The organism is Litchfieldia salsa (assembly GCF_900104555.1).
In the GTDB taxonomy this organism is placed as follows: Bacteria; Bacillota; Bacilli; order Bacillales; family Bacillaceae_L; genus Litchfieldia; species Litchfieldia salsa.
The window spans coordinates 28,828-49,458 of the sequence record NZ_FNJU01000005.1; the positions used below are offsets into that span (position 1 = coordinate 28,828).

Here is a 20,631-nt window from a genome sequence, read left to right on the forward strand (position 1 = left end):
AAGTATTGATTCAATGAATATAGTAGGCTATTGTTAAAAACATAACAATTACTTATTCTATACGTCTCTTTAAATCAGTACATAATTATCACTAAAAGAAACGGGGGAAACTGGCAATGAGTAAGACTCAAGAGATCATTACATTGACAGACCAATATGGTGCAAAAAACTATCACCCATTACCAATCGTTATCTCAAAAGCAGAAGGAGTTTGGGTAGAAGATCCTGAAGGAAATAAATATATGGACATGTTAAGTGCATACTCTGCGGTGAATCAAGGACATCGTCACCCTCGAATCATTCAAGCATTAAAGGATCAAGCCGATAAAATCACCTTAACATCACGCGCTTTCCACAATGATCAGCTTGGACCATGGTATGAAAAAATGTCTAAGTTAACCGGGAAAGATATGGTACTCCCTATGAATACTGGCGCTGAAGCTGTTGAGACCGCTGTCAAAACGGCTCGTAGATGGGCTTATGACGTAAAAGGCGTACAAGATAATTTAGCAGAAATTATTGTTTGCGAGGATAATTTTCATGGTAGAACAATGACAGCTGTCTCAATGTCATCAAGCAATGAATATAAACGTGGATTTGGTCCTATGCTACCAGGAATCAAGGTGATTCCCTATGGAGATATTGAAGCACTTAAATCAGCCATTACACCCAATACTGCTGCGTTCATATTTGAACCAATTCAAGGAGAAGCTGGAATTAATATTCCACGAGAAGGTTTTTTAACTGAAAGCTTTGAAGTTTGTCAGCAGGAAAACGTCCTGTACATCGCTGATGAGATTCAGGCTGGTCTTGGTCGTTCTGGTAAAATGTTTGCATGTGATTGGGAAAATATTAAACCTGATATGTTCATTCTTGGTAAAGCACTTGGTGGAGGCGTATTTCCAATATCCTGTGTAGCTGCTAACAAAGACATATTGGGAGTATTTAACCCAGGTTCTCATGGTTCAACATTTGGAGGGAACCCTTTGGCATGTGCTGTTTCAATCGCTGCTCTTGACGTATTAATTGATGAAGATTTAGCTCGACGTTCACTAGAGTTAGGAAGTTATATGCAGGAAAAACTCCGTGAAATTAATAATCCGATTATTAAAGAAGTAAGAGGAAGAGGACTTTTTATTGGTGTGGAGTTAACTGAGGATGCTAGACCCTACTGTGAGAAGTTAAAAGAGGTTGGCTTACTTTGTAAAGAAACCCACGAAACAGTTATTCGTTTCGCACCTCCATTGGTGATTTCTAAGGAAGATCTAGATTGGGCCATTGAAAAGATAAAAGAGGTATTATCTACTTAATCTAATGCAATTTAAGAAAATAGAGGCTTGGACATAACGAAAGTGTTTAACTGAATTTCCGAACAAATCATTCACTTAGCGGATGAAATATACGTAGACTCCTGCGGGATGAAAAGCAACGGTTAGACCCCGCAGTGCGAAGCGCGAGGAGGCTCACCAGCTTCCCGCGGAAAGCGAAGTATATTTCAGGAGCGGTGTTTCTTCACCATCTATTATTGTTCGACTTTTCATTTAGTTAAAACACATGTCCCCGCCTCTTTTATTTAAATTATACCCCTACACTATTTATAAGTGTTCCTAACCCTTCTATGCTAATTTCAATACTATCTCCTTGTTTTAAAAATCTCGGTGGTTTAAATCCTTTTCCAACACCTGCTGGAGTTCCAGTCGCAATGATATCACCAGGCTCTAATGTCATACCAGCAGAAATCACAGAAATAATGGTTTGAACATCGAAAATAAATTGCTTCGTGTTACCTTTTTGTCTTAGCTCCCCGTTCACCTTCGTTTCTAGTGATAAGTGATTCGGGTTAGAAATGATGGACTTATGAGCAATAAATGGCCCCATTGGACAAGATGCATCAAGGCTTTTGCCAATAAAGAATTGCTTGTGACGACTTTGCAAATCACGAGCGGTGATATCATTTACAATCGTGTAGCCAAAAACATAATCTAAGGCTTCCTCTTTCGAAATCGATCTTCCTTTTTTCCCAATAACAATGGCTAGTTCACCTTCATAATCCAACTGATTCGTTATATTCTCATGTAATAAAACAGAATCATTAGGTCCAATGACTGTAGTAGGTGCTTTCGTGAACATCATTAAATGTTCTGGAATATCTGCTTCACTTCCCATTTCAATTGCATGTTCAGCATAGTTTTTTCCAACACAGAAAATGTTCTTTAAAGGCCTAGGTATCGGCGCCTTTATTTTCACATCATTTGGTGAGTAAAAATATTGGGCTCCCTTCTGTTCTAATGCAAGTTTTTCAATTACTTTAATTGATTCATCCAAAACTTCATTCATCCTTATAAAATCTATGATTGAATTAGGTATGTTCTTGCTACCTAATAAAGCTTCTTCAGCATATTGCACATCAATTATGTATGATACCCTTTCATCCACTAGTCCAACAAAACTACGTTCATCCTTCACTGCTGTTACAAATCTCATTAGTCTGTTCACCTCATATCATCATCTTACATACTAAATTCGTTATACATCTGCCTTTTCCCTTCAGAACAGAAAGAAAAAACATCCCATTTCCTAAAACCCAATAGCTACATGTAGAAAGTTGTTGTATTTTGTAGTTTTCTAGCTTGTTTTAGCGAAAATGTTTTTTTTATAAAAATGAAGTTATAATAGTAAGACAACCCACCTAAGGTCACTTGAAAAAACTTAAATTGGAGATATGCCCATGTACAACTTGAAAACAATTATAGAAAGCAAACGTAGCGAGATGATTTCATTAGCCAAGCACCAAGGGTATACTGCTCCAAGAACCATTCAATGTAGTCAGGAATTAGATAAACTTATAACACTTCATCAAAAACATTCAAAGAATGAAGGCAATGAATATATAAAACATTAATAAAAAACGGCCCACCAAAAAGTGCCGTTTTTTATTAATTATTTCTTCCTTTCTCAAGAACCCTACGACGAAACACTTGCCTCTTCCCATAAGTTAATGATCTCCATATCCATTCTACTGGACCATATTGATAATGACTCAACCACCATTTACTGATAACAACCTGTACACTATAAATGAAGATCGTCAAAATTAATCCTAAAGAAGGAGTTACTTTTCCATATAACCCTAGGCCATAATTATAAAAAAGAAGCGTGCAAACAATTGACTGAAATAAATAATTGCTTAACGATAATCTCCCTACAAAACTTAATGGTGATAATACCTTTTGCCAGGTCTTATTCCTTGTGAGTAACATAATCGAGGAAGCATAAACCATAGCTGCTGCCGGCCCTCCAATCGAATCCTGTAAAAAATCCGTGGCAATATTTTTTTCTGTATAGTAAGGTAATAGTTTTATAGGAATTGCAATTATAACAGCGATGAAAAGGAGTCTTTGAACAGCTTTTACATGTGATTCTATTTTAGAAAACCACTGCTTTTTAGCGATATATGCTCCTAAAAGAAACATTGGTAATAAAGCAAATACCAAAAATATGGCATTATCTAAGTTATTTACATAATACCAATCTTGAATTCTCTGTAACGTGATTTCTGTAATAGAACCAGAACTGTAAACCTTTGCTGTCTCTTCTGCTATCCTTGCTGAATAGTTCTGTAGTAAGCTTGTCGGATCGACCAAATAAGAAAGCATCAGTAATCCAAAAAACAACAAAGAAGGTACAAAGATAAGTAGCAATGAAAGAACAAGCAACGACAAAGGCTTGGTCTTATAAAACAATAGAAATATTACCCCAATGATTGCATATGATATCAATATATCTCCATGCCATATGAAGAAAGCATGAATACAACCAATAATAAGTAGAACTAGTAAACGCCTAGTAACTAAGAGTGAAAATGAATACCCTTTTATGACGACTCTTTTTTGAAAAAGCACCATCCCAAAACCAAACAAAAATGAGAACAAAGTATAGAAATTGGCTTGAGCAAATAAATCAATGAATTGAAGCGTCATTTGATCTATTTGTGACGGCCACCAGCTTTCAGGTTGTAAATGAAGCATCGGTGAATTAAACGAGGGCATATTAACTAAAAAAATACCAAAAATAGCAAAGCCCCTAATGATATCAACCCCCTGAATCCGTTCGGATTTCGAGATAGGTTGTAATCCATTCATATTCATAACATCACATCCTAATTCAACTTTATTGTTTATTGTTGCTTTCGATTTCACATCTTTTCTTTCTATGCATATTATAGCAAAGATATTATTCTATAAAGGATGTTTATTATGCCAGCGATTGTTGGAGCGGTTAAAGTGAACAGTATTGGGAACAGTAGTATCTTTAATATTGGAGATGTTTTTAACATAGCACCTGCTAGTACGGCTAAAACCTTTGCAGGAGCTGGATCATTTAACACTGGTGACGGATTGCAAGTTTATAATCAGCGAAGTGTCACAAACACATATGATACAGACACAATTGATCAGGTGAATGTTGCAAATGCATAACTGCTAGGGAGGGATGTTTGTGAATTTCTATATCAATCAAAATATCTCTATCCATTACTTTAAAATTGGAAGTGTCACGAATTCATCTGTCTTGCAAATCGGAAGTGCAGGAATGATTAAGTCTCTGTCTAATAATTATAATACAGGAGGATTCCTTGAAGCAGCTCCTGAAACTGGTGACGAATCGGGAATCACAGGACCGGTTGTCCCCTTACAGCCACCAACCACAGCATAATGATAAGAAAAGCGAAAGCGCCTCGTTCAGCCCCGACAGGCATAAGGCGAATCACGCAGGAAATCTTGATTTCTGGAGTGATTTGACTTATGACCCCGAGGGGCTAGGCGCTGGAGCTAGACACCAACACTAAGTTGAATATTTTATACTTTCTATAAAGGACAAAAACCTGAAAAGAATACATTCTTTAGTAATCCATGCATACTTTTAGAATATACACTATTCTTTCTTATCTTGATAGAAAGGTTTGGGAATATGCTGAGGAGTGGTCATCATGTACACAAATTTCCATGAAATATTCACATATTTACGAGAACTACACAAGTATGTTGAACGACAAAATCAAAGAATTACTACCATGGAACGGACCATACAAGAGCTTCAAAGGTCCCTTCATGACTTAAGTCAACGTCCCTCTACTACGATTGAGAGAATTGAATATAAATTTGATCAATTAAAAGTTGAATCACTTGAAGGGACATTAAATATTGGTTTAACTCCAAATGGTGAAAACATTGAGGATTTTAGTGTCGCACAAGGTAAGATGAATGTTCCTGAAATGCGGAATGCTCAACCTGATGAATATCTGCAATCTTACCATGAAAATATCCACAAAGAAGTGATTCAATATCTAGATAATGACTGCCACGAGTTTATTAGAAACCTAGAAGTGCAAGGAAACCACAATCTTGATGATTCATATCGTGAGTTTATTATAGACGATATTCGAAATCAAATACCAGAACGAATTCATTATTATCTTAAACAACAACAAGCTAACTTACATTTACCTGATAAAGCAAAAGAAGTCCATCACCATACAGTTGATACAGTTATAAAAGACATCCAGAATTCAATTGTTACATTTCTAAACAACATTCCAAATGAAATGAAAGGTGGCAATTAAAATTGAACTTTACAGTTGTAAATAAAGAGCTAAATGTCGGTCACATTGATATTGTTGCAGTAGCATCTTCATCTGTTTTCTTAGTAGGAGATACTAGAACAATTACCTTATCTTCTAGTTTTGATACTCCCCCTGAATCACTGATAATCGGACCTTTTGTCCCATTATCACCACAGGGATAAAAGAATGTTTAGGCGATTATCGGTCGTTGAGTCAATTTATGTGAATTCGGTGTCATTTAGTTCCGTGTTGCAAATTGGAGACTCTAGCCACATCACACCTGTTACGCAAGCCTTAGCAGTTAAACGAGAATATCCATTATTCTTCTCAAATGAAGGAAACTTTAATGAGTATTCCGTCTTTACAAGGCCAATTCCTGCTGTTTCCATTGAAGAATCTTTTAATATGGCAACCTTCAATGAAAAACCTAATATTAAAGTAAATACCATTCGGGTAACGGGTGCGTCGGCTTCTTCAGTTATTCATATCGGATCTACTAACAACATAAGGGCTGAAGCTAGAATTAAGCACATTCGTCAACTACTCGATCAACCCGAAGATATGTCTATCTCAAAACAAGATCAAATAAATAGTCAATTAGAAGGACCCTCTTCTAGTGAGGAAGGAGGAGCTTAAATGCCTGCAATTGTTGGACCCTGTAAGATAAACAGTATTGGTGGTGGGGTTGTTAACTTCGGGGACGCTTTTTATCTTTCTCCAAAGGATACATCTAAAACGAATGCCGGTTGTGGCGCTTTTAATACCGGTGACTTTATCATGACAAATAGTGGTGTCAGTGCTACAAACACATTTGACTCTGATCTCAACGATCAACAATTAACTGGGAATGCTTAAATAAATGACCCGAAGCTATAATAGTAGCATCGGGTCATGTTTTGTAAACTCCGAGAGGTAATCACTGAATAGTAAAGATGTCGAACATAAAACATTGACTATACATATGATAGTTAGTAAAAATCGAGAATACAAAGGGTGCTTATATATGCCATCAATCGTAGGACCAATAAAAATAAACAGTGTCGGCGGAGGAGTCGTAAATTTCGGGGACGCTTTTTATTTATCACCTAAGAGTACGTCGAAAACTAACGCAGGTTCAGGGGCATTTAATACCGGTGACTTTATCAATACAAACAACGGTGTTAATGCAACAAATACATTTGACCCTGATGGAAATGACCAACAACTCGCAGCAAATGCTTAAAGTTGGCTAAAATGAAGCCTATTTAGGAATTAGTCGGATTGATTATGGACAGTGGTACAATCATTTCTCCTTTTATTTCATACAATTTAGTGAAGTGTTATAAAAGGAGGAGAAATTTGATGAATTATTATGATATGTGCTGTAGATATAAAGGCCGTACTGTAACGATCACTGATAAAGCTGGAAAACAACATTGTGGACGTATTGTAGATGTGACTAGAACTCATGTATACATTGCCCCACAAGGTGGAAGAAACTTAGGCGGCTTCAGTTATGGTTTTTATGGCGGATGGGGATATAGACCTTACGCAGTACCCCTTGCCTTTATCGGCGGATTGGCTCTAGGAGCAGCATTTTTCTGGTAAGAATGAAAAAGCTAAGAAACTGAGGAAACTGGCGTTTGTCCTCAGTTTTTTAGTTCGTTTGACTTTCTTGTTTTCGGTAGTTTACTTGAAGGCTGTTTACGAACCCATTTAATGAACGATGCAATTTTTTCGTCCTCTTTCAGTAAAGGGATTGTATACAGGCGCACTGCTAGCTCAGAATTATGATAGAGGGCATGGATTTGCTTATGACAAGGGATACAAAGAGTAGATGTGGCTTCAAATGTACCACCCATTTCTTTAGGTATGAGATGATGTACAGTTGTCTCAACTTCCTCTCTCTCGCAAAGTTCACAAGCACCAAGTCGCTTTTTACGTCCCACTACTAAACTCTCCTTTAGTTTGTTCTTTTAATGTTATTTTCCCTAGTACAATTGATTTTAGCATAATAAGGTTTAATGTCTAAAAAGTGAACCTTCACTTTCATTCTTTTGTTTACTTTATAAAAAGATTATAATAAAAAAGATAGCTTAAACCCAGTAGAAGGGGAGTAATTATATGACAAAGAAGATTGCGTGGGTGACTGATTCCACCGCAACATTCACAAAAGACGAACAACAATGGCTAACAGACAACCATGTCTATGTAATTCCGCTAACTGTTATTTTCGGGGAAGAACAATTTAGAGAAGGTATCGAGATCACGACCGAGGAATTCTACAAAAAAATGAGTGAGTCAAACGTATCACCCTCTACCTCACAACCAACGCTAGGAGACTTTATCGAACTTTATACCCATCTAAAAGAACACTATGATGAAGCAGTGGCAATTCATGTATCTGGTGAACTTTCAGGTACGTATTCAACATCTGTTCAGGCAGCTGATATGGTTGGGTTTCCAATACATAGCTTTGACTCGTGGATAGGATCATTTCCATTGAAAATGATTGTGAAAACAGGAATTGAACTTTACAAGCGAGGAATCGACATTCCTGATATACTTATTCACCTTACGAATTTAAGAGATAAATGCAAGCTTATGCTTCTTCCTGCCAGTTTAGAACAGTTACGAAAGAGTGGTAGAGTTTCCAATTTCGGCTCATTTATTGGTAACCTTTTACAGATAAAACCTATTCTCTCTTTTAAAGAAGGTAAGGTTCATATGATCGAAAAAGTAAGATCATATAGCAAAGCGGAAAATACAATTATAGATAAGTTCCATCAAAGTTTTGAAACTGGGATATTAGAAGAAGTCGCGGTGTTATATGCAGGTGAGAAATCAGTGGCAGACAAAGTTGTACAGAGGATGAAGGATAAATACCAGGAACTTAAAATTGAAATCGTTCCACTGATTCCTGTTGCAGGTGTACACACTGGGATTGGAACAGTTGGTTTGGCATGGATTGAAAAATAACCAAGAAAAGCGGAAGCGCCTTGTTCAGCCTCCACTGGTTCCGATTTTCTTATCTTTTAAAAAATGAGGCTTATCCCAATAGTGCTTGGGATAAGCCTCAACTTTTTCCTTACATTTTCAACATAGATCCACCATCAAAGAAATAAAGATATTTCTCAGTTAATGGCTTTCTCCAAATAGCTTCTATTGCTTTTGTATATAGTTCTAATTGAACTTTATAACGTTCTTCAAGAACTGGTTTGGCTTGCTCAAAATTTTTGAAACGATTAGTTATTTGATCTGTTTTATAATCCACCAATACAATTCCCGCTTCATCCTCAAAAATACAATCGATGACCCCTTGAATCAAAACATTTTCATTTTGGTCATGTTCCCAATCTGCATAAGCATCTTTAGCAGGTATGCCCATACTAAATGGTACCTCACGCCTAACTTCTGATGCATGTATCATTCGTAACCCTATTTCCGAGCGGAAAAAAGCAACAACATGATCATAATCAATCACTTCACCCTGCTCCCATGTTAAAAGCTCATTGTTAATCATCTTCGCCACTTGCTCTTGAATGGTATCTTGAGTAATTTCGCGCTTTAAATCCACATGTTGCATGACCATATGCATAGCAGTGCCAACTTCTGCTGGTGTTAGTGAGGTCTTTTGCATAAATCGTGGTCGGTCAACAAGCGGTGTTTTGAATTTCCGTTGGAAAGTTACATCACTATATTCATCTAAACGATCACGCTGGCGCTTAATTTCAGAAACACTCTGCTTTGAGCGGTGATTTGCTGCCGGTAAGTAATCATATGACCACTTAAGTTGATGGTCTATTTTAGCTTTATATTCTGACTCGATTTCAACCTCTTCCCCAGCTTCAATTGCACAGAGAATTGGTTCATTCACCTTTTGCTCTTCATTGGATAATGTATGAAGATCTTCTGCTTGAATTCGTTGGACACTCCATTTAGCAGGATGATTCATTAATTCCTCAGGGATATTACTTACTTCTTGCTCTCCACGAAGTAATGTACCATCACGATGTCTTATAAGAGCAGGACCAATCCAATCGAGATAGTTCTTAGCACTAGCACGTCTTCCATCAGAAAGTAACCAATTTTGATTAGAGAGCTCTTCCTTCCACTTTTCCACTTTCTTATCAAAGTCTTTTACCGTTCCAATAAGGATTAGCTTCTCCTTGGCTCTAGTTAAAGCTACATAGAGAACCCTCATTTCTTCAGCGATTAGTTCAAGCTTCATCTTTTTCTTAATTGCCTGCATTGGTAAGGTTGGATACGTGATTCTTCTAGTTGGATTCACATACTTTGAACCAAGGCCTAGCTCCTTATCAAGCAAATATTTCTTATTTAAGTCCATCATATTAAATTGCTTCGAAAGACCACCAACAAACACAACCGGAAATTCAAGTCCTTTACTACTATGAATCGTCATCATTCGAACAACATCCTCTTGTTCACCAAGTGCTCTAGCTGTTCCCAAATCATCTCCACGTTCTTGCATCCGTTCAATAAAACGCAAGAATCGAAATAACCCTCTAAATGCTGTAGATTCATATTGTCTAGCTCGGTCATAAAGTGCTCTTAAGTTAGCCTGTCGTTGTTTACCACCAGGCATTCCACCAACAAAATCATAAAAGTAGGTTTCTCTGTACAATTGCCAAATTAAATCTGAAAGACCACCTTGTCTTGCATGCTTTCTCCACTCAGTTAACTGCTTTAAGAACAGTTGTACCTTATGGGCTGTTTGATCAGTAACTGGTTGATTCTTCACAAAACTCTTAAGCGCACCGTAAAAGTAGCCAGACTTTTCCTGAATTCGAATCGCGGCAAGCTCATTGGCATCTAAGCCGACAATTGGTGATCTCAAAACCGAGGCCAGTGGAATATCCTGGTACGGATTATCAATTACTTTTAACAGTGACATCATAATCGCCACTTCTGTTGCTTCAAAATAACCTGTTGAGAGATTTGCATAGACAGGAATTCCCTGTTGCTTAAATTCCTCCATCATTTGTGGAGCCCAAGGCATTGATCGAAGTAAAATCACAATGTCACGGTACATTAAGTTTCTCGTCCGCTCAATGCTCCGATCATACACTTGGAAATTAGCGCTAATCATGCTTTTAATTTCTTTTGCAATGGCCCTTGCTTCAAGCTGTGCAGTCTCAAGTTCAGCTTGTTCAAAGATGGCAAGCCCCTCTTCTGACTCTTCATTATAATCACTCTCGACATCACTACCCATTCGATCAATTAAGAATAATTCTGCTGACATGGCATCACTCGCTGGATAATCTGCACCAAGCTTTAATTCCGCATCATCATCATAATCAATCTCACCAACAGTCTCACCCATGATTTGTTTGAATAAAAAATTCGTACTATCTAATACCTCTGCTCGACTTCGGAAGTTTTTAGATAAATCAATCCTTAAGCCACTACTTGATCCATCCTTCGTAAACCTTTTGTATTTACTTAAAAAAAGGAGTGGTTCAGCTAATCGAAACCTATATATTGATTGTTTGACATCTCCAACCATAAATAGATTACCTGATTCCTCCTCCTCTTTGGAAACCAGCTGAAGGATTGATTCTTGAACCATGTTCGTATCTTGATATTCATCTACTAACACTTCTTCAAAATGCGCTCGATATTCTCTTGCAGCCTCTGACGGCTTTAACTCATCATTTAACTCATCATTTATAGATGGCTGACGTAAGATACTTAAGCAATAATGCTCAAGGTCTGAGAAATCCACCAAGCCTTTTTCTTGTTTTGCTAATTGAAATTTATTCTCGAACTCTTTCACAAGAGAAATAAGCATCTCAATTGATGGTTTCATTTCAATCAGGTCATTAAGATACCCTTCAGGCTTTCGATCAAACAATTCTTCCTTCAGCTTCTTGACAAGATTTTTTGCGTCATCTCTTAAAGAACTGACGTTTTTTAATAATAACGCATCATACTCGTCACCTTTACATGGCTTTGCAGTCTTAAAGGTGACTGTTTGCATTTCGTCATAGAGAGCTTGCCATGAGACATTTTTTGCTTTTATTAGTCGATACAATTGCTCAAGATCTGTTTCAATCGTTACAGCCCTCGGTGCAGGCCCACCAGGTTGTTTTGTTAACTCCAATGCCCTTTCAAGACCTTCCTTTGCACTTTCAAAAGAAAGAGATATATCATCCATGATGTAAGAGATAAATGCTGTTTCCTCTAATTCTTTCCCCTCAACATTATACAAGTTAACAATCTCATCTAACCAATGGGATGGTGAAGGATTAGAACGGGAAAATTCATATAATCTACGAATCATGTTTTGAAGCTCGATATCATTGCGATCATTTGAATATCGGTCAACCAAATCAAAAAATGCTTCATTTTCCTGATTGCTGTATTGTTCCTCAAGTAAGCTTTCCATCACTTCATCACGAAGTAATTCACCCTCAGTATCATTTGCAATACGGAACCCCGGGTCAAGATCAATTAAATAATAGTATTTTCGAATGACATTTAGACAAAAGGAATGCAAAGTAGAAATTGATGCTTGGTTTAACAAACTTAGCTGTTTTCTAAGATGACTTGATTCAGGCTGTTCCTTTAACGTCTGTTCAAGTGCCTCTCCAATACGATTACGCATTTCTGCAGCGGATGCGTTAGTAAACGTTACAACTAATAAGCGATCAACATCAACAGGGTGCTCATTTGATGTTACCTTCTTAATAATTCGTTCTACTAATACGGCTGTTTTTCCCGATCCCGCTGCGGCTGCAACAAGGATATCTTGTCCATTTGCAACAATCGCTTTCCACTGATCATCCGTCCATTTACTAGTGGTAGGCTTTGCGATTATTTTATTCATAAATACCAGCCTCCTTTCGAATTTTCTCAAGGATGGTTTCTTTCTTTTCATTCTGAATCACTCTATATTCGTTTTCCTCAATTGATTGGTCAAATTGGCAAACTGTTTTAAATGAGCAAAATGTACAAGGTGTTTTATCCTTCATTTTATATGGTGCAATATCAATGACTCCATCTGTAATATTATTACCTATTTGTTTGAAGACTTTTCGAACATGTTTCTTTAAATAGGTTAATTCCTCTTCACTTGCAATTGATGAGTTAGAATAAAAACTTCCATCCTTTTTTATAGCAGCTGAAACGACTTTTGAATAACCTGATTCTAAGCCTTGATCCATCAAACGAACGGATTCTTCATCACCTAATAATAAACCCTTCATTTTAAAACTTTTGAAAATCTCATCCTCAATTGTATCTTCTGTTATGACTGCTGATTTACTATTAATCATTGGATCATGCACATGAAAATATAATACACCTGCTGGAGTTGCTGATGTACCAATCCATTCCTTAGAATGACTAATAATCACATCAAGATAAGTAATCATCTGTAGTGCAAGGCCGTAATATACTTCAGTCAGATTCAGAGATTTTTGACTTGATTTATAATCGATCACTCTTAATAAGAGTCCTTTTGAGCTTTCAGCCTTATCGACACGGTCAATCCTTCCGACAAGCTCCATTTTAAATCCGTTATTTAACTCAAATGGAATGGAAGGCAATGGACCATTTTTTCCAAAATCGATTTCTAGCCCAACTGGTGAAAACCCACTTGTTTTCGCATGCTCACTTAAAATTCTAGATGCCCGACTAATGACTTTTTGTAGCTTATGCTTAATATAATAAAAGCGATTTGAACTCAATAAAATTTCTCGTTGTAGCTTTGGAGCAAGTAATTCAACTGCCTCAACGGAAAGTTGTTCACATAGTTCAATTGTTAAATCCCGCCAATCTATGTTTCTATGACGCAATGTATCTGAAATATGCTTAAGTGCAGCATGAAATAATTGTCCAATATCAGGTGCTTCTAATTTAAAGATTTGACGTTCCTTTAATTTCAAGCCATAGTTGGCAAAATGGGAAAATGGACAGCCCTGGAAGGTTTCCATCCTTGACACGCTACCTTGAATACTTTCACCAAATAATTCCCTTGTCGTTTCTATAGGAAGTTTTTTCGTTTTATTGCGATAAAAAAGGCTTCCTAGAACTTTCTTACTTCGCTCATTCCAAGCATCATCATTCATTAAATAATTATAAGAATCCCACCATAAATCCTCAATCGGATAAGCCCGTATCCACACTTGTAACTGTGAGGTTAAGTAAGATAAGGTGACAGAAGGATTAACGATATAATCTAACTGCTTGCTTGGTGAAAGCTCAGAGGGTTCATTAACAAGAAACTCTTCATTTATAGATGGCAAGATTTGTTTAAGTCTTTTTATAATAATCGATGCTTGTAATGATTTCCCTTCATCATTTGCCAATGGATAACTCATATATAATTGATCAGAACAGCTCGTTAACGCTCCATAGATTAAGAAGTTTTCATCTAATAAAACTTCTCTATTAAGTGGAGCAACTTTTAAGCCTGAATGAATCAATTTCTCTCGATCATGCTGTGAGAACACTCCCTCTTCATTCGGTCTAGCAGGAAGTACTCCATCATTTGCTCCAATGATAAATGTACATTTAATATTAGAGAATCTTGAACGTTCAAGACTCGCCACAAGTATTTGGTCCATCGCTGGAGGAACTAGTGCAAATTGCATATTTTCCATCCCAGTTTCAAGCATGTTTGTAAAAAGCTTGATAGATACCTTCTCCTCAGACATAACCTCTACAAATTGATCCATCAGTTCTAGGACAGCATTCCATACTTGATCATGTTCTCTCGCTTCACTAAGCTTGCCTTCTTCTTCAGCTCCACTTCTTAGCCTTTCCATCTTCTCTGGAATTTGAAGTTCATTTAAATAGAGATAGAGTGCTTCACATAATTCGCGACCGGTTTTAGCTTTGGCAAATCTCTTTTGTAAGTTCAATAGAGGTGTGACAATCATTGATCTTAAACGATTAATTGAGTCTTCCATTTCTTTTTCACGATCTGTCTGTGGTAAGTCCTCACCCTCAAGCGCCCGTATTTTTCGATAACCCCAACGTTCTTTACTTGTCCATTTATATCCTTGTATTCCATATTCAAGTACATAGTTTTCTAACTGATCCATTTCCTCGCGGAGCGTATCTATGGATTCATCTAAAGGGTAGAGAAGGTCTGTTTTGACACAACGGAAAACAGACTCGTATCTCCAATTACCTCCTAACACTTCTAAGCTTGACCTGATAAATTCGATTAATGGATGATTAAGCATTGAGCGTTTTTGATCAATAAAAAATGGAAGGTTATAATCAGCAAAGATGGTTTGGATTAGCTCATGATAGTCGCTTGCGTTCCTGACAAGAACCGCGATATCTCTATACCTATATTTTTCTTCTCGTACTAGCTTTAAAATTCTCCTAGAGATTCCTTCAATCTCAGCTCTTCTATTTACTGCCTGTCCAATGGTAACAGTTGTATCACCATTGAACGGGACAGTTGGTCGAAAGTCATAAAATTTCTCTAGATGTTTAAGAGCTGGAGCAGAATCAAATCTTTTCGTTTCCGATAATATAATTGGACGTTCTAGATAAACCATATGCTCTTTGGCCAAGTTAACAATACTTTGGTAAGTATTACCTGTCATTCGAAACAAACTTAGGTCATCTGGGGGTTGCTCATCATAACACCTGTCAACTGTAAGCGCGATTGTAACGGTTCTACAATATTTCGTCAACTCTCCGACAACTTCTAACTCAATCGGTGTATAACTATGAAATCCATCAATGAGTACATCTGCATCTCTTAGGTAAGATGAATCACGAATTTTCTCTGCTAATAATCTTAAATAATCCTCTGAATCTACATATTTCTGAAAAAGATGAAGTTCTAATTCTTGATAAATCAACTGTAAATCATGAAGTTTATCTGCAAGTACCACTTGATTTTCAGAATCAAGAAAATAGCTCTTGTCCTCTATAAGCTCAGGAGTGACACAGTATCTCTTAAACTCTGCTACCATTTCTTCTAGTTGAGTAATAAACCCATTTTTATCTGCTGCCTTGGAAAAGACCTTTAATTCTTGCTTTCGTTGTTCAACAATTTTTCTAATAATCATATTCATTCCAACATTGTTAAGATGATATCGACTCATCCCACCTGTTTCCTGTAACACACGCCAAGCTAATCGTGTAAAACTAAATACTTGAGCTCTCATCATTCCACCTAAACCCGGTGTGTTGATTAAGTCATATTCAGATTGAAACGTCATTTGATCTGGTACAAGATACACAATCGGATCCCCGACTGGATTTTGAGTTAATTTTTCTCGTATTTGATTAAGACATGCTGTGGTTTTTCCAGTTCCAGCACGTCCTATAATAAATTGTAATGTCATCTGTATAACCTCCCATATGTAGCCATAACCAATATTCACACTTGGCTGGAGATAACTTTAGTAGATTTAGAGTTTGCTTATCTATTTTACACCGAACATACTTGTTAAATCCATTTAACATGACTGGGAAAGAACACCATCCTTTTAGATTTACTCATGAAACAAGAGACAATAATCATCAATAAAGCATACCTTAATCTTAGGGTGGTGCTGATAATGAAACAACTTCGATATGTGGGTATTTTACTTGTCATAACAGGTATTTTTGTTGCTAGCAATATTTACACATTAATTCCAATCTATGATCAGGTTGCGGCCGGACTTCATAGCTCGCCTAAGCTTATTATTTGGGGAAGCAGTATATTTTCACTATGCTATGCAGTTGGTTTATTATGCTTTGGACCTCTTTCAGAAATCATTGGACGGAAAAAAGTGATTGTCATTGGATTATTATTATCATGTATAACAACCGCTGTAGTTGGATGGTCATTTAATCATTGGAGTTTGATCCTATTTCGTGGGATTCAAGGATTCGCACTCGGAAGCTTTGCACCAGTTGCTTTTGCTTATATATTTGAATTATATCCAGAAAAGAAGCGAACGTTGCTGCTTGCGTTAATAAATAGTGGATTTTTAATGGCTGGAATACTTGGACAATTAATCAGTTCCTTTTTAACACTTCATTACAGTTGGGAAGTTGTCTTCTTTAGCTTTGCTTGTATTTATTTTTCACTATTCTTCTTGAGTTATTTCCTACTACCAAATACACATCAACAGACTAGTTCAACTTCTCGAAGAATTTGGCGGGATTTCTTCCTTTTATTGAAAGATAAAAACCTTCTCAGCTGTTATATGATAACATTCACTTTACTTTTATCTTTTGTCGCATTTTATGACGGTTTAGGCCGTATGCTTACTACCCATTATGAAATTGATAGTCAATCCTTAATGGTTATTCGAGCTATTGGAATCATTGGAACCATTTTCTCAATCTTTACTGGAAGATTGATTAATCGATATGGACTAAACAGAGCATTGGTTGTTGGCCTAACATTAGGGATCAGCAGTACTTTTTTTATGATTGTTTTAAATCATCAAATACTCGCAATTACGATATTATCCATTTTGTTTGTCTCATCCATTTCTATGCTTATACCCATCATGATTACTTATATAGGTAAAATCGGTAACCACGCAAGAGGTTCCGCACTTTCCTTGTATTCTTTTGTTCTATTAGTTGGTGCAAGTGTCGGTCCGATACTGGCTTCTTTCATGCCTTTTCTCTCACTATTGAAAGTCTTGTTATTTCTCTTTTTTACTAATTTAATAATTGCCAGAATTCTTCAATTAAGGAATGAAGACAATACTTCACTTTAGAAAAGTAAAAAGAAGGACTGTAGCCTAAGTCCTTCTTTATCACTCTTGTATGATTGAGAAAAAGTCTTTATAGTCATTTAGATAATAATCGGCTCCTTGTTGTTGGTTCTGAAAAAGACAGGTTTTCAAACCGATTTTCTTTGCAGGAATAATATCTAAAAGACGATCACCTATCGCAAAATCAAGGTGATATCTTTGATGCAGATACTCATACGAAGCCGAATCTGGTTTACGTGGAAAGCCATCATCACCAGCCACAATCTCTACAAAATATTTATCAAAATGATAATAGGCCAAAATGTCTTGAACAGCTTTTCTCGGTTTATGAGTCATTATGACATTGTTTTCAGCAAAAGAAAGTATACGCTCTACATCAGGAAATGGCTTAATTTCGCTTATTGGAACCAGACTTTCCAAAGAATGAAAGTGATTAACCTGTTCCTCTGTTAGCTGAAAAAACTCGGTAGCATGAGAAAATGATACTTTCAATCGTTCTAAAATTTTATCTTCAGGAGTATCATCCTGAAGTACTTTCCTAAAAATCTTTGTAAATACTGGGTATGTATCAAATAAAGTTCCATCAAAATCCCAAAGTATATTCATGTATCCCCTAACTTCTTATCCCACCTAGATCGATAACAGTTTTTTCTCACCCATTACAAAATAAAAACCCGTTTCTTTTATATCTTGGGATATATTTAATAGACCTTCCTCTTCTAGCTTAGGAAATAGAACACTTGGATCTTCAATTTTAAAAGCGAGCATATCTTCCTTAATTAACCCTGTAATTCGAATATCATCTAATTGATGAACTAATTCCTCATCACCAAACACACCAATTGCTACTTCATATGAAATTGCACCAGAATCAGAACCATCTAATTCAATTTCCTCCGACTTTAAATACCAAAAATCAAACAATACTTGTTGTTTCAATGTTCTTCACTCCTATTACAAATAGTTACTATTAACATTCCCGAGACTTGAACCCTCCATACGTTGCCAACATGTACCGAACCGAAACTTCAAAAAGGAAAGTTGCCAATTGGTCTCCATGGAGTCGTTTCTATTTATAGGGTACAGCTTGTTGATAAGCATGTTGTTCACTTAGATTACAGGGGGGTATACTTAAGTATGTAGTATTTTGTTAACGCTAGGTACTCCCTTATATATGATCTAGGAATTGAAATGGCAGGTGTTTTTGCAGGAATACCGACAATCGAAAGGTCATAGTCTTTGGCTATCGATGTACCTCTAAAAACATGATAATCATTTGTCACCAGTAAGCCAACTTTCATTTCATTTGAGATGAATTTTTTCGAGAACATGATATTCTCATCGGTTGAAGTAGACTGATTTTCTATGAAAATTCTAGACTCACTTATTCCTTGATTCATTAATTCCTTTTTAATGGCTTCTGCTTCTGAAATGTCTTCCCCAGGTCCTTGGCCCCCTGAAGCAATGGCAATTGTATTCTCATTTTCATTGAGGTACTCTGCTGCTGCATCAATTCGATACTGTAGTGATAGAGAGGGAGTTGTTCCTTTCACTCTAGCACCCAAGATAATCAGATAATCTGCATTTTCCGGAATTTCTTTATTACTAGAACTAAACATATTTAATTGTAGATAGCCGATATAAGAGAACCCACTAACCAAAATAATCATGATGGAGATGAACCACTTTTTATTCCTTTTTATACGTTGAAGCACTTATTACACCCCTACTATTTTAAATACTCTTCCCCTCAACAGTTTACTAATATCTTCCATGTGAAACAATCTTTTTTATATTAAGTTGTTTTTAAATGCTTTGTACAATTATACAAAATGCAATCCCATTCGTTCTTGTTCTTTTTCAAAGTAGTAATGGATGTGTTATTTAGCGGTTCTGTTATTTTATAATGAGGTGTTAACACTTCCAAAATCTGCTCAATGAATGATCCATGACTAACAACCAATATATTCTTTTTACGATTGATGTCACAAACCTCCTTAATGAACGCAAGACCTCTTGTTAGAACTTTATTGTTACTCTCGATTCCTAAATCTAATTCTCTCCAATTAGTCCCCCATTTCCTTACCCGTTCCTCTTCAGTTGTCCCCTCTATTAAACCACTTCCTACTTCAGAGATCCTAGAATCTAAGTATATTGGTAGACCAGTATACTCTCCAATTATCTCTGCGGTTTGCCTTGCTCTTACTAGGGGACTAGAATAAACCACATCCCATGTTTCGCTCGTTATTCTCTTAGCTAGTTGATGCGCACCCCTTACGCCTACTTCATTCAATGCGATGTCACATTTCCCCTGTTCTCTTCCTTCTTCATTCCAAGATGTGCGCCCATGCCGAATAAACCCAATAATAGTCATCATTACTCATCCTCTATCAAAATTAAAATGCTGAAATCTTTTTGACTTCAGCATTAATGTACTGTTAAACTTTCATATTCTTACTCATTGCATTGGATTACTAAAATCATTAATAAGTATTTTAACCTCTTCATTTACTGTTATATGACCTGGACATTCTACTGCACAAACAATGCCACGCTTTTTATAGCCAGCTTTCACGAATCTTGTAGCTACCTTCTCTTCTGAAGGATAATGCTGTTGAATCATTTCACCTGGATGAATACAAGGTTTATTTTCCCCCATACAAATTAGACCGACACCATTTGGAAAAAGAAGCCGAGAGCCCATTGGAAGAGTTGTCAGGTCCTTAAATCCTGAAATCAATAGATTCGCACCTAACCACTCGGGAAGAACCTCACTTACACCTAGTTCTGTCGCAATGTCCCTAAGCTGTTCTTCAGAGACAATTGTGATTTGACGTCGATTAAGTATCTCTGTTCCTTTTTCATACATAGGTTGACGTGAATCTGCTTTAGCAGTGATTCCAAAATGTCGATCTCCTTTTATCCCTCCAAATTCAAGTGTTACTTCTGGAATACGACGCGTCACAAATGATTCATGTTGATCAGCCGTCATAATCGCTTTTACTTGAGCAATGCTAGTTTTCATACGATATCTCTTCTTCCTATGTGTGTTTTCTTCTATTTTACACTAATTGATTAGTTAAAGAATACTGTTCCACGTCTTTTAAAACCAAGCCCTGTTTAAAAATACTTTTAACATTTTTATGCTAAACCAACGATTCTGAACCAAGTTTGACTTCGGACAGGAATTGTAATTTCAATGGCAACTGAGTCCGAACCTGGATCGACTTCAGACAAGAATAGTGATTTCATATTCAACTGAGTCCGAACTTGGGTCGACTTCAGACAAGAGTAGTGATTTCATATTCAACTGAGTCTGAA

Annotated in this window: 22 protein-coding genes; 12 read left to right on the forward strand and 10 right to left on the reverse strand. The window is 36.6% G+C overall.

What is annotated here, in order from left to right; translation table 11 throughout:
- Positions 1–116 precede the first annotated feature (116 nt).
- Complete coding sequence (locus BLQ56_RS11555; RefSeq protein ID WP_090854087.1) at positions 117–1,310, forward strand: ornithine--oxo-acid transaminase; 1,194 nt, start codon at positions 117–119, stop codon at positions 1,308–1,310.
- A 268-nt stretch (positions 1,311–1,578) separates the two neighbouring features.
- Here the strand turns inward: BLQ56_RS11555 and BLQ56_RS11560 are convergent, their stop codons facing one another.
- A complete protein-coding gene (locus BLQ56_RS11560; protein ID WP_090854090.1) occupies positions 1,579–2,484 on the reverse strand; it encodes a fumarylacetoacetate hydrolase family protein in 906 nt (301 codons plus the stop codon).
- A 244-nt stretch (positions 2,485–2,728) separates the two neighbouring features.
- Between BLQ56_RS11560 and BLQ56_RS11565 the strand changes: the two genes are divergently transcribed.
- A complete protein-coding gene (locus BLQ56_RS11565) occupies positions 2,729–2,902 on the forward strand; it encodes an aspartyl-phosphate phosphatase Spo0E family protein (RefSeq protein ID WP_090854093.1) in 174 nt (57 codons plus the stop codon).
- Positions 2,903–2,936: 34 nt separating this feature from the next.
- Here BLQ56_RS11565 and BLQ56_RS11570 read toward each other — a convergent pair whose 3' ends face one another.
- Positions 2,937–4,199 (reverse strand): DUF418 domain-containing protein, encoded by a 1,263-nt coding sequence (locus tag BLQ56_RS11570; RefSeq protein ID WP_238457252.1) that lies wholly within the window; start codon positions 4,197–4,199, stop codon positions 2,937–2,939.
- Between the two features lie 57 nt (positions 4,200–4,256).
- Between BLQ56_RS11570 and BLQ56_RS11575 the strand changes: the two genes are divergently transcribed.
- The 8 genes from BLQ56_RS11575 (at position 4,257) to BLQ56_RS11610 (ending at position 7,207) form a co-directional block, all read left to right on the forward strand.
- Complete coding sequence (locus BLQ56_RS11575) at positions 4,257–4,478, forward strand: spore germination protein (RefSeq protein ID WP_090854099.1); 222 nt, start codon at positions 4,257–4,259, stop codon at positions 4,476–4,478.
- Positions 4,479–4,497: 19 nt separating this feature from the next.
- A complete protein-coding gene (locus BLQ56_RS11580) occupies positions 4,498–4,713 on the forward strand; it encodes a spore germination protein GerPB (RefSeq protein ID WP_090854102.1) in 216 nt (71 codons plus the stop codon).
- 274 nt (positions 4,714–4,987) lie between these two features.
- Positions 4,988–5,620: a spore germination protein GerPC gene (gene gerPC / locus BLQ56_RS11585; RefSeq protein ID WP_090854105.1), complete on the forward strand. Its 633-nt coding sequence runs from the start codon at positions 4,988–4,990 to the stop codon at positions 5,618–5,620.
- 2 nt (positions 5,621–5,622) lie between these two features.
- Positions 5,623–5,802, forward strand: a complete 180-nt coding sequence (locus tag BLQ56_RS11590; RefSeq protein WP_090854108.1) for a spore gernimation protein GerPD — start codon at positions 5,623–5,625, stop codon at positions 5,800–5,802.
- A 4-nt stretch (positions 5,803–5,806) separates the two neighbouring features.
- Positions 5,807–6,256, forward strand: a complete 450-nt coding sequence (locus BLQ56_RS11595; protein ID WP_090854111.1) for a spore germination protein GerPE — start codon at positions 5,807–5,809, stop codon at positions 6,254–6,256.
- Positions 6,257–6,475, forward strand: a complete 219-nt coding sequence (locus tag BLQ56_RS11600) for a spore germination protein (protein WP_090854114.1) — start codon at positions 6,257–6,259, stop codon at positions 6,473–6,475.
- Between the two features lie 148 nt (positions 6,476–6,623).
- Positions 6,624–6,842, forward strand: coding sequence for a spore germination protein (locus tag BLQ56_RS11605; protein ID WP_090854117.1), 219 nt, complete (start codon positions 6,624–6,626; stop codon positions 6,840–6,842).
- 119 nt (positions 6,843–6,961) lie between these two features.
- Positions 6,962–7,207 (forward strand): hypothetical protein, encoded by a 246-nt coding sequence (locus BLQ56_RS11610; RefSeq protein ID WP_090854120.1) that lies wholly within the window; start codon positions 6,962–6,964, stop codon positions 7,205–7,207.
- A gap of 41 nt (positions 7,208–7,248) precedes the next feature.
- Here BLQ56_RS11610 and BLQ56_RS11615 read toward each other — a convergent pair whose 3' ends face one another.
- Complete coding sequence (locus tag BLQ56_RS11615; protein WP_090854123.1) at positions 7,249–7,548, reverse strand: HNH endonuclease; 300 nt, start codon at positions 7,546–7,548, stop codon at positions 7,249–7,251.
- A 175-nt stretch (positions 7,549–7,723) separates the two neighbouring features.
- Between BLQ56_RS11615 and BLQ56_RS11620 the strand changes: the two genes are divergently transcribed.
- A complete protein-coding gene (locus BLQ56_RS11620; protein ID WP_090854126.1) occupies positions 7,724–8,578 on the forward strand; it encodes a DegV family protein in 855 nt (284 codons plus the stop codon).
- A 109-nt stretch (positions 8,579–8,687) separates the two neighbouring features.
- Here the strand turns inward: BLQ56_RS11620 and addA are convergent, their stop codons facing one another.
- Both addA and addB read right to left on the reverse strand, forming a co-directional pair.
- Positions 8,688–12,449, reverse strand: a complete 3,762-nt coding sequence (gene addA / locus BLQ56_RS11625; protein WP_090854129.1) for a helicase-exonuclease AddAB subunit AddA — start codon at positions 12,447–12,449, stop codon at positions 8,688–8,690.
- A complete protein-coding gene (addB, locus tag BLQ56_RS11630; RefSeq protein ID WP_090854132.1) occupies positions 12,442–15,936 on the reverse strand; it encodes a helicase-exonuclease AddAB subunit AddB in 3,495 nt (1,164 codons plus the stop codon). Before addB ends, addA begins: the two co-directional genes overlap by 8 nt.
- Before the next feature lie 216 nt (positions 15,937–16,152).
- Between addB and BLQ56_RS11635 the strand changes: the two genes are divergently transcribed.
- Positions 16,153–17,313: an MFS transporter gene (locus tag BLQ56_RS11635; protein ID WP_090854135.1), complete on the forward strand. Its 1,161-nt coding sequence runs from the start codon at positions 16,153–16,155 to the stop codon at positions 17,311–17,313.
- A gap of 39 nt (positions 17,314–17,352) precedes the next feature.
- On the opposite strand, the gene BLQ56_RS11640 is transcribed toward BLQ56_RS11635, so the two are convergent.
- The 5 genes from BLQ56_RS11640 to BLQ56_RS11660 form a co-directional block, all read right to left on the reverse strand.
- Positions 17,353–17,916 carry an HAD-IA family hydrolase gene (locus BLQ56_RS11640; RefSeq protein ID WP_090854138.1) on the reverse strand — a complete coding sequence of 188 codons (564 nt, stop codon included), beginning with the start codon at positions 17,914–17,916 and terminating at the stop codon, positions 17,353–17,355.
- 24 nt (positions 17,917–17,940) lie between these two features.
- Positions 17,941–18,249, reverse strand: a complete 309-nt coding sequence (locus BLQ56_RS11645; protein WP_090854143.1) for a hypothetical protein — start codon at positions 18,247–18,249, stop codon at positions 17,941–17,943.
- Between the two features lie 176 nt (positions 18,250–18,425).
- Complete coding sequence (locus tag BLQ56_RS11650; RefSeq protein ID WP_090854777.1) at positions 18,426–18,980, reverse strand: YdcF family protein; 555 nt, start codon at positions 18,978–18,980, stop codon at positions 18,426–18,428.
- A gap of 125 nt (positions 18,981–19,105) precedes the next feature.
- The gene (locus tag BLQ56_RS11655; protein WP_090854145.1) at positions 19,106–19,684 is read right to left on the reverse strand and encodes a histidine phosphatase family protein; all 579 of its coding nucleotides are present in this window, start codon (positions 19,682–19,684) and stop codon (positions 19,106–19,108) included.
- Between the two features lie 84 nt (positions 19,685–19,768).
- A complete protein-coding gene (locus BLQ56_RS11660; RefSeq protein ID WP_090854148.1) occupies positions 19,769–20,335 on the reverse strand; it encodes an MOSC domain-containing protein in 567 nt (188 codons plus the stop codon).
- Between the last annotated feature and the right edge of the window lie 296 nt (positions 20,336–20,631).